The organism is Tardiphaga sp. P4_G1 (genome assembly GCF_056401215.1).
Genome location: NZ_JBFUJU010000003.1, coordinates 19,212 through 31,722 on the forward strand (window position 1 = coordinate 19,212; position 12,511 = coordinate 31,722).

The window sequence follows — 12,511 nt, forward strand, 5'->3', positions numbered from 1 at the left end:
ACGTGATCGACAAGAAGCAGCCGCACCCGCTATTCAAGCTCGCCACCGAGCTCGGTCCGCTGATCGTGTTCTTCGTCGCCAATGCCAAGTTCAACCTGTTCGTCGCCACCGGCGCCTTCATGGTGGCCATCGTTGCGGCGATGATCGCGTCCTATGTCGTGGTCAGGCATGTGCCGATCATGGCGCTTGTCACCGCCGTCATCGTGCTGGTGTTCGGCACGCTGACGCTGGTGCTGCATGACGAGACCTTCATCAAGGTCAAGCCGACCATCATCTATGTCCTGTTCGCAGCGATCCTCGGCGGCGGCCTGTTGTTCGGCCGATCCTTCATCGCCATCATGTTCGACCAGATGTTCAATCTCACACACGAAGGCTGGCGCGCGCTGACGAAGCGCTGGGCGCTGTTCTTCTTCGCCATGGCGCTTCTGAACGAAGCGATCTGGCGCACCCAGAGCACGGATTTCTGGGTGGCCTTCAAGGCGTTCGGCGTCATCCCGCTGACCATGGTCTTCGCGGTGGCGCAGATGCCGCTGATCAAGCGCTACGGCATCGAGCCGGCTACGCTCGCGGAGAGCGCGGCGGACGAAGGCGATCTGAGGAAGTAGAAACGGCTCTTACTTAACCTCGCCCCGCTTGCGGGGAGAGGTCGGGTTGCGAGCGCAGCGAGTAATCCGGGTGAGGGGGAGCCAGTGTTTCACTCGCTAGCTCCCCCTCACCCGTCGCGGACTTCGTCCGCGCCACCCTCTCCCCGCAAGCGGGGAGAAGGAAAACATCACACCGCCAGCGTGCCGGCCTTTGCCGCCGCATAGCGCTCGCCGACCTTGGTCCAGTTGACCGTATTCCACCACGCCTTGAGATAATCAGCGCGACGGTTCTGGTAGGTCAGATAATAAGCGTGCTCCCAGACGTCGTTACCCATCAGCGCGCGCTTGCCGTCCATGATCGGATTGTCCTGATTCGGACGCGTCTCGATCGACAGCTTGCCGTCCTTGTCGACGATCACGAACACCCAGCCAGAACCGAACTGACGGCCGCCGGCGGCGTTGAAATCGGTCTGGAATTTCTCGAGGCCGCCGAGGTCGCGATCGATCGCCGCGAGCACATCGCCTTCCGGCTTGCCGCCATTCGGGCCCATGATCTGCCAGAACATGGTGTGGTTGGCATGGCCGCCGAGATTGTTGCGCACGCCGGTGCGGATCGCGTCAGGCACGCTGTTGAGATTGCCGAGCACCTCGACCAGCGGCTTCTCGCCGATCACCGGGGTATCCTTGGCAAAATTGTTCATGTTGGCAACGTAGGCGGCGTGATGCCTGTCGTGATGGATCTCCATCGTCTTGGCATCGATATGCGGTTCAAACGCCGTGACCGGATAGGTCAGCGGCGGCAGGATGAATGGCGCATTGCCGGCAGTAGGGGTGGCCGGCGCAGCCGCCTGGGCGAAAGCAAGACGGGGCGCGACGGCCGCGGCAGCGATGCCGGTCGCAGCGAGCATGAGATGGCGTCGGGACATCGATGACATGGGGCTTCTCCCTTGAATATGGACTGCTACGTCTGGCAAATACGCACCGCATCTCTGGCAGTTTCGTGTGCGGGCATTGTGACGCAGCGCGACATAGCACATCACAGATCTGAGATACCGTCTCACATGGGGCGAATCAGGATTCACCGGGCCGGACGCTGCGTTGGCCGTCGCGGCGCTTCAGGAGATAATGCAGGCCGACCAGGGCCGCAGCCATTCCCGAGATCGCGCCGATGGCTAGCGCCCAGCGCGGACCGAATCGATCAGCGGCCCAGCCGACAATCGGCGCACCGATCGGCGTACCACCAAGTGCAATGGCTAGCAGGATCGCCATCACGCGACCGCGCATGGCCGGCTCGGTCGAGAGCTGTACCAGGCTGCTTGTCGAGGTGGTCACGGTTTGAGCTGCCATACCGATCACGATCAGCGTAAGACCGAACAACCAGTAATTCGGCATGGCGGCGGCGAGGGCGAAGCCCGCGCTGAACACAGCGGCCCCGACGATCAGAAGACTGAGGCGCGGCCTGTCGCGCCGCGCTGCCAGCAGCGAACCGATCACCGACCCGATCGCCATGACCGATGTCAGGACGCCATATTGACCGGCGCCGGCATGAAATGCCGTGACCGACATGGTCGAGATGAAAATCGGAAAGTTCAAACCGAAGGTGCCGATCAGGAACAGCATCAGCAGGATGGCTTTCAGGTCCGGCCGTTTCCAGACATAGCGAAAGCCTTCGACCAGACTGCCGCGGCCACCTGCAGCACGCTGCGCCGGATACATCTCATCAACGCGCAGAAGCATGAGGGAGCCAAGCACCGCCATAAACGAGGCCGCATTGAGAATGAACACCCAGCCGGAGCCGACATGGGCAATCAGGAGGCCAGCAACCGCCGGACCGATCATCCGCGCCGCGTTGAACGAAGTAGAGTTGAGCGCAACGGCATTCGACAGATCGGCCTCGATGACTAGTTCGGAGACGAAGGTCTGCCGGGCCGGAAAATCGAACGCCGCAACACAGCCGAGCAGGAACGCGAACACATAGACATGCCAGAGCTGCACGTGACCGCTGATGAGGAGCAGACCCAGCCCGAGCGCCAGCACTCCCATCGCCACCTGTGTCGCGATCAGCAATTTGCGGCGATCCAGATGATCGGCGGCATAACCCGTGAACGGCAACAGCAGAAGCATCGGCCCGAACTGCAGCGCCATCACGATGCCAACCGCGGTGGCGTTGTTGTCGGTGAGTTGCGTGAGCACTACCCAGTCCTGCGTGGTGCGCTGCATCCACGAGCCGATATTCGACACCAGCGCACCACCTGCCCAGACGCGATAGTTGAAACCGCGCAGCGAGCGGAACGTACCGGTGGCCGATATACTCATGAACCGAGCGGTGTGTTGCCGCCGTGAAGGCGCCCGAACAGCCGCGCCGTAAAGATTGCCATCAGCAGAGCACCAAGACCGAAAGCGGTGACATCGATCGTGGAATGCAGATCGAAATCACCGACGCGGACGACGAGGAGATAGCCGATCACCAGGTTGGCGAAGCCCCAGATCACGTTGACCGTCGAGGACGACAGTCCCTTGCCCGGCGGCTTCGCGAACGGACTTTGAAACGGCCGGCCGGATACGCCGCTCACGAGGTGCGGGATCACATTGATGAGGAAAGCGCCACCGAAGAACCAGGCGAGATAATGAAGCCAAAGCATCTCACGCACTCCGTTTGTCGAGCAGGTTGATGACGTCCTGCGTGGTGCCGGTCTCACCGAGACGGGGGAAGACTTTGGCGATACTGCAATCATGCGCTTCGGCGCGCATATCCGTCATCGCATCGACGGCGAGCGTGACGTTGAAGCCCGCTTCATAGGCTTGGCGCGCAGTGGCTTCGACACCGGTCCCCGTCGCAACACCGGCGATGACGACTTGCGTGACACCGCGCGACTTCAGTTGCTGTTGGAGATCGGTCGTGGCGAACGCGCCCCAGCTATGCTTGGTCACGGTGATATCGCGGGGTTGCTGATTTAGTTCAGGGATGAGATCGGTCCAGTCCTCGGCAAGCGGCACCGATCGGCGCGGCTGTTCGGTGCGGCCCGGCGCACCGCCGGCCACGTTGACGAGCACGACCGGCAATTCGCGGACGCGAAACGCGTCGAGCAACAAACGTGTCTGTTTCACGACGTCCCCGATCGGATGCACCGTCGGCAGCGCGACGATGCCTTGCTGCAGATCGACGACAACAAGTGCCGTGTTCAGATCGAGCGTGGTGAGTGGCATGGGGCTGTCCTTTGAATGCGGCGGCGCGATCAGGATTCGACGATGCGCTTGAGCAACCCGATGCTGCCGGCGAGCTGATCCTGCTCCACGGCGGTCAGGGTTTTCTGGATGGCGTGGAACAGCCAGTCCTCACGGGCGGCGCGACCGACACGGATCCATTCCTTACAGGCGGGGGTGAGCGCCCAAATGGTCTGGCGACCGTCATTCGGATCGGGGGTGCCGCTGACCAGCCCGGTGGTCTCCAGCGCTGCCACCGTGGCGCCCATGGATTGCGGCCGCACGCCCTCGGCGCGAGCAAGGTGGGTCACCGTCGCCGGGCCATCGCGATCCAGCCGGCTCAGCACCGCCACCTGGGACATCGTCAGGTCGCCGATGCCGGCCTTTTCGCGCAATCTGCGCTTCACCTGACCGATCAGGTCGCGAATCTCGGTCGCCAATGCCAGTGCCTGGGCATCTTCGGGGTTGTCGTGATGGTCCGTCATGACCTCGGATTACAGGATACGAAGGAAAACTACAAAGGAAAGCTTCATATATGTCGATCACATCGCCGTGTCATTTCAGACCTCGCAGTGATGGGGGCAGGTGTCTTGCTGCGCCTAACAAAAAGGGCGGCCTTTCGGCCGCCCTTTCGTACTTCGCAATGTCGCGAAAATTACTCCGCTGCAGTCGCGCCTTCGGCAGCCTTCTGCTTGGCTTCGAGATCTTCACCGGTCTCCTGATCGACAGCCTTCATCGACAAACGCGTTTTGCCGCGATCGTCGAAGCCGAGCAGCTTGACCTTGACCTTGTCGCCTTCCTTGACGACGTCGGAGGTCTTCTGCACGCGGCCGCCGGCGAGCTGGCTGATGTGAACCAGACCGTCCTTGGCGCCGAAGAAGTTCACGAATGCACCGAACTCCATGACCTTGACCACGGTGCCTTCATAGATCGCGTTGAGCTCCGGATCCGAAGCGATCGACTTGATCCACTTGATCGCAGCCTTGATCGACTCACCATCCGACGAAGCCACCTTCACGGTGCCGTCGTCTTCGATGTTGACCTTGGCGCCGGTCTTTTCGACGATTTCGCGGATCACCTTGCCGCCGGTGCCGATCACTTCACGGATCTTGTCGGTAGCGATCTTGAAGGTCTCGATGCGCGGTGCGTATTCGCCGAGCTCGGCACGGGCGTTGTTGAGCGCCTTCGACATCTCACCGAGAATGTGAATGCGGCCTTCCTTGGCCTGACCCAGAGCGACCTTCATGATCTCTTCGGTGATACCGGCGATCTTGATGTCCATCTGCAGCGAGGTGATGCCGGTATCGGTACCAGCCACCTTGAAGTCCATGTCGCCGAGGTGATCTTCATCACCCAGGATGTCCGACAGAACCGCGTAGCGTGCGCCTTCGAGAATCAGGCCCATGGCGATACCCGCCGTCGGACGCTTCATCGGAACGCCCGCATCCATCAGCGCCAGCGAAGCACCGCAAACCGATGCCATCGACGACGAACCGTTGGACTCGGTGATCTCCGACACCACGCGCACGGTGTACGGGAATTCGTGGTGACCCGGCAGAACCGGATGGATTGCGCGCCAGGCGAGCTTGCCGTGGCCGATTTCGCGACGCTTGGTGCCGCCCATACGACCGGTCTCGCCGACCGAGTAGGGAGGGAAGTTGTAGTGCAGCAGGAACGTCTCTTTGTACGTTCCCGACAGCGAGTCGATGTACTGCTCGTCTTCACCGGTGCCGAGCGTGGTCACGACCAGCGCCTGGGTTTCACCGCGGGTGAACAGCGCCGAACCGTGGGCGCGCGGCAGCACGCCGACTTCGGCGACGATCGGACGAACCGTCGTCAGGTCGCGGCCGTCGATGCGCTTCTTGGTGTCGAGGATGTTCCAGCGAACGATCTTCGATTCCAGTTCCTTGAACACGCCGGCGATGCGGAGCTTGTCGTATTTCGGCTCCTGACCTTCCGGGAAGTAGTGCGCCATCGCCTTCGCCTTGACGGCGCCGACGGCAGCGTAGCGGTCCTGCTTCACAGGGATCGCGTAAGCAGCGCGCAGCTCGGTTTCGACGAGACCGAGCATTTCCTTCTCGATTTCGCTGTCATCGATGGTCTTGACCTCGCGCGGCTCCTTTGCGGCCTTCTCGGCGAGCTCGATGATCGCCTTGATGACCGGCTGGAAGTGGCGGTGACCGAACATCACGGCGCCGAGCATCACGTCTTCGTTGAGCTCCTTGGCTTCCGATTCCACCATCAGCACGGCATCGCCGGTGCCGGCGACGACGAGGTCGAGATTGGTGTCGGCCATTTCGTCGAGGGTCGGGTTGAGCACGTATTCATCATTGATGAAGCCGACGCGGGCTGCACCGATCGGGCCCTGGAACGGGGCGCCGGAAATCGTCAGGGCAGCCGAGGTGGCGACCAGCGCGAGAATGTCCGGATCGTTTTCCATGTCGTGCGACAGCACGGTAACGACGATCTGGGTTTCATTGCGCCAGCCATCGACGAACAGCGGGCGGATCGGACGATCGATCAGGCGGGAGACCAGCGTCTCCTTCTCGGTCGGACGACCTTCGCGCTTGAAGTAGCCACCGGGAATGCGGCCGGCTGCATAGGTCTTCTCGATGTAGTCGACGGTCAGCGGCAGGAAGTCGATGCCATCCTTGGCAGTCTTCGCGGCGACGACGGTGGCGATAACGACGGTCTCGCCATAGGTGGCGATGACGGCGCCGTCAGCCTGACGGGCAACCTTGCCGGTTTCCAGCTTGAGCGGACGACCGCCCCAATCGATCTCGACGGAGTGAACATTAAACATCTTAGGTTTCTTTCATGGGTTCACGGAGGACGTGACGGCCAAAAACACTGAAGTCCAAAACACAAAAGCCATGCGCAAGACGGCAAGAGGCTGCTCGCGATGTCGCGAAATCAGCGTCCGGCGATCCTGCCATGGCTCTGGTATTCTGAATGGCGTCCATCCTTCCGATGGTCGCGGGGATCTTTGGAGGATCGCGCCGCGCGACGGGCACCTTGCCCGTCATCGTCCAGTTGCCGGATTGCTTCTGAACGTTATCGCGAAAGCCGCACATGGCTTCCGCTACAAAAAACGCGCGCAAAGGGTTTTTGCGCGCGTGATTTCGCTTAGCGGCGAATGTTGTGCTTCTCGAGCAGCGCCTTGTAGCGCGCCTCGTCCTTGCGCTTGATGTAGTCAAGCAGCGAACGACGCGTGGAGACGAGCTTCAAAAGACCACGGCGGGAATGGTTGTCCTTGGTGTGGGTCTTGAAGTGTCCGGTCAGGTTGGCAATGCGCTCGGAGAGGATCGCAACCTGGACTTCCGGCGAACCAGTGTCGCCGGTCTTGTTGGCATTGGTCTTGATGACTTCCGCTTTGCGTTCTGCGGTAATCGACATCGTCAGTTACTTTCTTTGCGGGCCGAACTGGCGGTCAGTCCGGTCAGGTTAAACACGCGCTTGGGGATGAGTTCGCCGTTGCCAACTTCAGCGAGGGCCAATAATCGCCCTGCCACCGTGACATAAACTGTGCCGCTACAATCGGGCGCATCCCGTCCGCGCAACAAAACGGCTTGGCCCCGATGGAGCCTTGCCGCATCCGCCCGTGTGACGGCCAGTGCCGGGATGTCGTCCAGCGCGGTCTCAACGGGCAGTAGCGCGTCGGCGAGGCTACCCTCGCCAGACGCGGCTCTATCGCACAAAGCCTCCAACTGTTCCAGCGGAATCATGTCGGCTTCGGCGAAAGGTCCGACCAGGGTACGCCGGAGCGCACTGATATGGCCGTAGCAGCCGAGTAAACGGCCGATATCGCGGGCCAGCGCACGCACGTAAGTGCCCTTGCCGCACTCGGCTTCGAACACGGCATGGTCGCTATCTGGCTGTTCTGTCAGGACTAATTCGTGAATCACAACCGGTCGGGGAACCAGCGGCACCACCTCGCCGTCGCGGGCGAGATCATAGGCGCGCTCGCCCTGGATCTTGATCGCCGAGTATTGCGGCGGGGTCTGTTCGATATTGCCGGTAAATTGCGGCAGCAGAGCCCTGATCTGGTCGGCCGTTGGCCTATTCGGGCTGGTGAAGGTCGCACGGCCCTCGGTGTCGTCGGTATCGCGTTCCTCGCCCCAAGCGACCGTAAAGCGATAGCGCTTGCGGCCGTCCATCACGAACGGAACCGTCTTGGTGGCTTCGCCGAGCGCGATCGGCAGACCGCCGGACGCCAACGGATCAAGGGTACCGGCATGGCCGGCGCGCTTGGCCTGGAACAGGCGCTTGGCGATCGCCACGGCCTGGGTCGAGGTCATGCCGATCGGCTTGTCGAGGATCACCCAGCCATGAACGTCGCGCTTATCGCGCCGGACCTGGCCCTGCTGACGCTGCTTGCCGCCCTGATGGCGGGGATCGTTATTGCCGCGATGGCCCTGATGCTGACGCTGGTCATTGCCGCCGCGGTCACCTTGCTGACCGTGGTCGCCGTGCTGCACGGCCGGAGACAGGGTGGGCTCGCCATTGCCCGCTTCATCGAGGCGTGAATCGAGGGCGGCGGCTGGGGTCGTCACAGTCATTCGTTTTCGTCCGAGTCTGGTTTGAGGTCGCGCGCAACGGCAGGCGTGCGCAAAAGTTTGTCGATGCGTTCGGCTTCGTCGAAGCGCTCATCGATGCGGAAGCGAAGATCGGGGGCGTATTTGAGGTTCACGCGATACGCGACCTCGGTTCGCAGGAAGCTCTTGTTCGCCGCGAGCGCCTTCAGCACCGGTTCGGTGTTCTGGCCGCCGAGCGGCATCACATAGACGGTGGCGAGCTTGAGATCGGGCGACATCTTCACCTCGGGCACGGTGATGATGGTGGTCTGCAGAACGGGATCGTGGACCCCACCCTGCGACAGGATATCGGCAATCGCGTGGCGCATCAGCTCGCCGACGCGCAATTGACGCTGCGAGCCGCCCGGCGCGGCGGACTTCTGGTGATGCTTGGGCATCGGTTTCCCTACGAAAACAAAATTCGTCATGGCCGGGTTTGTCCCGGCCATCCACGACTGCTCTTTTGAAATTCAAAGACGTGGATGCCCGGCCATCTAGCGAAGCTAGCTTCGCGCAGGCCGGGCATGACGTCTCGTTTAAATCCGGTCTCTCTGTAAGATTTGGACTTACAGCGAGCGCTGGATGGTCTCCACGCGGTAACACTCAATCACGTCGCCGGCGCGCATGTCGCCGTAGTTCTCGAACGCCATGCCGCATTCCTGGCCTGACGCCACTTCCTTCACTTCGTCCTTGAAGCGCTTCAGTGTCGACAGCTTGCCTTCGTGCACCACGACGTTGTCGCGGATCAGGCGCACATTCGCGCCGCGTTCCACGGTTCCGTCGGTGACGCGGCAACCCGCAACCTTGCCGACCTTCGAGATGTTGAACACTTCGAGGATCTGCGCATTGCCCAGCATGGTTTCGCGCAGCGTGGGCGCGAGCAGACCGGACATGGCTTTCTTCACGTCATCCACGAGATCGTAGATGATGTTGTAGTAGCGGATTTCGATGCCGTTGCGCTTGGCAGCAGCAGCGGCTTCCTTGTTGGCACGAACCGAGAAGCCGATGATGGCGGCGTTGAAGCCTTCCGCCAGCGTGACGTCCGATTCCGAAATGCCGCCGACGCCCGCATGCAGGATGCGCGCAGCGACTTCATCGGTGCCGAGCTTCTCGAGCGAGCCGAGAATCGCTTCAAGCGAACCCTGCACGTCGGCCTTGATGATCAGCGGGAAGTCCTTGCGACCCGAGGTCTTCAGCTGGCTCATCATCTGCTCGAGCGAACCGCGCATGCCGTTGGTGGAAGCCGCGGACTTCTCGCGCTTCTGATGGGCACGGTAGCCGGTGATTTCACGGGCGCGAGCTTCGTTCTCGACCACGGCCATACGATCGCCAGCTTCCGGCGGACCGTTGAAACCGAGCACTTCGACTGGCACCGACGGACCTGCCGCGGTCAGCGTCTCGCCCTGATCGGAGATCAGCGCGCGGACACGGCCCATTTCGGCGCCGGCCACGATGATGTCGCCGACCTTCAGGGTGCCGCGCTGAACCAGCACGGTCGCCACCGGACCACGACCACGATCGAGCTTGGCTTCGATCACGGTACCTTCCGCCGGACGCTCCGAATTGGTCTTCAGGTCGAGAATATCGGCCTGCAGTGCGATCATTTCCAGGAGCTTGTCGAGGTTGGTCTTGTTCTTCGCCGACACTTCGACGTCGACCACGTCGCCGCCGAAGGATTCGACCTGCACGTCATGCTGCAGCAGTTCGGTGCGCACGCGCTCCGCCTTGGCATCGGGCTTGTCGATCTTGTTGATCGCCACGATCATCGGCACGCCGGCTGCCTTGGCGTGGTTGATGGCTTCGATGGTCTGCGGCATGACGCCGTCATCGGCCGCCACCACAAGGATGACGATATCCGTGACCTTGGCGCCGCGGGCACGCATCGCGGTGAACGCAGCGTGGCCTGGCGTATCGATGAAGGTGATCTTCTTGCCGCTCTCGGGCGACGTGACCTGATAAGCGCCGATATGCTGCGTGATGCCGCCGGCTTCGCCGGACACCACATTGGCATGACGCAACGCATCGAGCAGCGAGGTCTTGCCGTGGTCGACGTGGCCCATGACGGTCACGACCGGCGAACGCGGCTCGGTATCGGTGGAATCATCGACCTTGTCGAACAGACCTTCTTCAACGTCCGATTCGGCGACGCGCTTGACCGTGTGGCCCATTTCCTCGGCCACCAGCTGCGCGGTGTCGGCGTCGATGACGTCGTTGATCTTGTGGATCGCGCCCTGCTTCATGAGCAGGCGGATCACGTCAACGGCGCGCTCGGCCATACGGTTGGCGAGCTCCTGAATCGTAATCGCTTCCGGGATCGTGACTTCACGAACCAGCTTTTCCTTCGGCTCGTTCGACTGATGACCCTTCAGACGCTGGGTGCGGCGACGGAACGAGGCGATCGAACGCTCGCGGACGTCGCCGGCCGACAGCGCGGTGACGACGGTGAGACGACCGCGCTCCTTCTGCGGACCGGGCTTGGCAGTGGGCTTCGGCGCAATCACGGGGCGCGCGGCGCCGCCGGGACCACGGCGAATGACGCGTGGACCTTCATCCTCGTCGGTGCCGTCGGCAGCGACGCCGGGCGCACGCGCAGGCGTAGTTGAGGTGGCGCCGGGACGGGCCGTCGTCGTGGCCGGCTTGGCGGCCTTCGCATCGGCTTCAGCCTGACGGCGCTTGGCCTCGACTTCGGCGCGGCGCTTGGTTTCTTCTTCCTGGCGGTGACGCTCTTCCTCGGCCTTGCGACGGGCTTCGGCAGCTTCACGCTCTTCCTGTTCCTTGAATTCCTTGGTGTTGCGGCGGGCAGCCTCGATCTCGGCGAGGCGACGCTCTTCCTGCTCGCGCACGCGGGCATCGGCCAGCGCGCTGGCGCGGGCATTGCGCTCTTCTTCGGTCAGGGTGCGGAGCACGACGCCCGAACCCGAACGGGCCGGAGGCTGCGGGCGCTGCGGCGCGCGCGACGGCGGCGCTGCGGGAGGCGGAGCGGAGCTGCGTCCTGCGGGAGAAGGGGCAGCAGTGCGGGAAGCCGGTGCGGCCGGTGCAGGCGCAGCAGCGCGCGCAACCGGCGCCGCGGGCGCAGCAGTTGCAGCGGGAGCAGCCGGCGCAGCAGCAACGGGAGCTGGTGCAGCAGTCTCGACAGGTGCGGGAGCAGCAGTTGCTGGTGCGGCGACAGGCGCAGCCGCGGGCGCATCGCCGGGCATACGGCGCTTGCCGCGCTTCTCGACCACCACCTGCTTGGTGCGGCCATGGCTGAAGCTCTGGCGCACAGTGCCCTGCTCGACGCGCGGCTTGAGCGTCAAGGTCTTGCTGGGAACGCTCAGAGTCTTGTCACCAGGCGTTTTCGTATCAACCATTCAGCAGTCCTAATCTTGTTGCGTTGTGCGCGGTCGCACAGTCGTCGAAGTTTCGATCAGCGAGATCGTTGGCGTCAGCGGCTCCGTCTCCGGCGCAGCAGTTGTCAGCGAAGCTTTGGCGCTTGCGTTGATGTCGTCGTCAGCCAGCCGGTATTGGACCAGAGTCTGGCTGCGCGACAGGAACGTTTTGCCCGCCGGGCCCGTAAGCACGGCAGCATGTATCACATTTGACCGCCCCAATGCCAAATCCAATTCATCGGAGCTTAAAACCGTAATGATCGGCAGTTTCGGCGCGTCGTCGCCGGATTCCGCGTCAAATTCCACGCGTTGCCGGGCAACGCTGTCCAGTTTACGGATTCCGTCGGGGGCGCCGTTGGAGGCGTGGAGAAGAACACCGACCGTTCCGCGGCGCAGGGCGTCTTCGACCTTGGTGAAGCCGGAAACCACCTGACCGGCCTTGGCAGTTATGGCCAGCGCCTCGATGACGCCGCGCACCATGAGCTTGTCGGTGTCGTCGGCCAGGGTCGGCGACGCCTTGACCGCTTTCTTGAAGCCCTTGGCAAAAAGATTGCGCTTCGCCGCCTCGGTCACCGCCTTGCGGGAGGCCGTGACCCAGAGGCCGCGGCCGGGAAGCTTGCGCTTCAGATCCGGGATCGCCTCGCCCGTGGGCGCGACGACGAACCGGATCAGATCATCGATCGGGCGCACGCTCCGCGTGACCACGCACATCCGCTCGGTCCCGGGCTTGGTGCTCCGGGGGCCGTTATCCAGATCTGCTTGGTCAGCAATGGCGAGCATG

General features: G+C 62.6%; 12 protein-coding genes. 1 reads left to right on the forward strand and 11 read right to left on the reverse strand.

The genetic code is table 11. From position 1 onward, the window contains the following. Positions 1 to 5 precede the first annotated feature (5 nt). A complete protein-coding gene (locus AC1DUY_RS07690; protein WP_478114017.1) occupies positions 6 to 605 on the forward strand; it encodes a septation protein A in 600 nt (199 codons plus the stop codon). Between the two features lie 167 nt (positions 606 to 772). On the opposite strand, the gene AC1DUY_RS07695 is transcribed toward AC1DUY_RS07690, so the two are convergent. The 11 genes from AC1DUY_RS07695 to AC1DUY_RS07745 all read right to left on the reverse strand — a co-directional run bounded on the left by AC1DUY_RS07695 (position 773) and on the right by AC1DUY_RS07745 (position 12,510). Further along, entirely contained in the window at positions 773 to 1,519 is a 747-nt protein-coding gene (locus tag AC1DUY_RS07695) for a superoxide dismutase (protein WP_309941256.1), read from the reverse strand. A 136-nt stretch (positions 1,520 to 1,655) separates the two neighbouring features. Next, the gene (locus AC1DUY_RS07700) at positions 1,656 to 2,900 is read right to left on the reverse strand and encodes an MFS transporter (protein WP_478113433.1); all 1,245 of its coding nucleotides are present in this window, start codon (positions 2,898 to 2,900) and stop codon (positions 1,656 to 1,658) included. Further along, positions 2,897 to 3,226 (reverse strand): hypothetical protein, encoded by a 330-nt coding sequence (locus AC1DUY_RS07705; protein WP_478113435.1) that lies wholly within the window; start codon positions 3,224 to 3,226, stop codon positions 2,897 to 2,899. Before AC1DUY_RS07705 ends, AC1DUY_RS07700 begins: the two co-directional genes overlap by 4 nt. Before the next feature lies 1 nt (position 3,227). Then, entirely contained in the window at positions 3,228 to 3,791 is a 564-nt protein-coding gene (locus AC1DUY_RS07710; RefSeq protein ID WP_478113437.1) for an isochorismatase family protein, read from the reverse strand. Positions 3,792 to 3,820: 29 nt separating this feature from the next. Further along, positions 3,821 to 4,273, reverse strand: a complete 453-nt coding sequence (locus AC1DUY_RS07715; RefSeq protein WP_478113439.1) for a MarR family winged helix-turn-helix transcriptional regulator — start codon at positions 4,271 to 4,273, stop codon at positions 3,821 to 3,823. 170 nt (positions 4,274 to 4,443) lie between these two features. Beyond that, positions 4,444 to 6,591 (reverse strand): polyribonucleotide nucleotidyltransferase, encoded by a 2,148-nt coding sequence (gene pnp, locus AC1DUY_RS07720; protein ID WP_089266441.1) that lies wholly within the window; start codon positions 6,589 to 6,591, stop codon positions 4,444 to 4,446. A gap of 323 nt (positions 6,592 to 6,914) precedes the next feature. Further along, positions 6,915 to 7,184, reverse strand: coding sequence for a 30S ribosomal protein S15 (gene rpsO / locus AC1DUY_RS07725; protein ID WP_068734145.1), 270 nt, complete (start codon positions 7,182 to 7,184; stop codon positions 6,915 to 6,917). Between the two features lie 2 nt (positions 7,185 to 7,186). Then, complete coding sequence (truB, locus tag AC1DUY_RS07730) at positions 7,187 to 8,347, reverse strand: tRNA pseudouridine(55) synthase TruB (protein WP_093757901.1); 1,161 nt, start codon at positions 8,345 to 8,347, stop codon at positions 7,187 to 7,189. Continuing rightward, positions 8,344 to 8,760 carry a 30S ribosome-binding factor RbfA gene (gene rbfA / locus AC1DUY_RS07735; RefSeq protein WP_068734171.1) on the reverse strand — a complete coding sequence of 139 codons (417 nt, stop codon included), beginning with the start codon at positions 8,758 to 8,760 and terminating at the stop codon, positions 8,344 to 8,346. The genes truB and rbfA overlap by 4 nt, the downstream gene beginning before the upstream one ends. Before the next feature lie 168 nt (positions 8,761 to 8,928). Further along, complete coding sequence (infB, locus tag AC1DUY_RS07740) at positions 8,929 to 11,712, reverse strand: translation initiation factor IF-2 (RefSeq protein ID WP_089266436.1); 2,784 nt, start codon at positions 11,710 to 11,712, stop codon at positions 8,929 to 8,931. 9 nt (positions 11,713 to 11,721) lie between these two features. Next, entirely contained in the window at positions 11,722 to 12,510 is a 789-nt protein-coding gene (locus tag AC1DUY_RS07745) for an RNA-binding protein (protein ID WP_093758215.1), read from the reverse strand. Position 12,511 lies beyond the last annotated feature (1 nt).

Excerpts from the sequence above, each read along its gene's own strand:
- AC1DUY_RS07695 (WP_309941256.1), bottom strand. The coding sequence starts at position 1,519 with ATGTCATCGATGTCCCGACGCCATCTCATGCTCGCTGCGACCGGCATC.
- AC1DUY_RS07715 (WP_478113439.1), bottom strand. The coding sequence starts at position 4,273 with ATGACGGACCATCACGACAACCCCGAAGATGCCCAGGCACTGGCATTG.
- AC1DUY_RS07710 (WP_478113437.1), bottom strand. The coding sequence starts at position 3,791 with ATGCCACTCACCACGCTCGATCTGAACACGGCACTTGTTGTCGTCGAT.
- truB (WP_093757901.1), bottom strand. The coding sequence starts at position 8,347 with ATGACTGTGACGACCCCAGCCGCCGCCCTCGATTCACGCCTCGATGAA.
- infB (WP_089266436.1), bottom strand. The coding sequence starts at position 11,712 with ATGGTTGATACGAAAACGCCTGGTGACAAGACTCTGAGCGTTCCCAGC.
- AC1DUY_RS07705 (WP_478113435.1), bottom strand. The coding sequence starts at position 3,226 with ATGCTTTGGCTTCATTATCTCGCCTGGTTCTTCGGTGGCGCTTTCCTC.
- rpsO (WP_068734145.1), bottom strand. The coding sequence starts at position 7,184 with ATGTCGATTACCGCAGAACGCAAAGCGGAAGTCATCAAGACCAATGCC.
- pnp (WP_089266441.1), bottom strand. The coding sequence starts at position 6,591 with ATGTTTAATGTTCACTCCGTCGAGATCGATTGGGGCGGTCGTCCGCTC.
- rbfA (WP_068734171.1), bottom strand. The coding sequence starts at position 8,760 with ATGCCCAAGCATCACCAGAAGTCCGCCGCGCCGGGCGGCTCGCAGCGT.
- AC1DUY_RS07745 (WP_093758215.1), bottom strand. The coding sequence starts at position 12,510 with ATGCTCGCCATTGCTGACCAAGCAGATCTGGATAACGGCCCCCGGAGC.
- AC1DUY_RS07700 (WP_478113433.1), bottom strand. The coding sequence starts at position 2,900 with ATGAGTATATCGGCCACCGGTACGTTCCGCTCGCTGCGCGGTTTCAAC.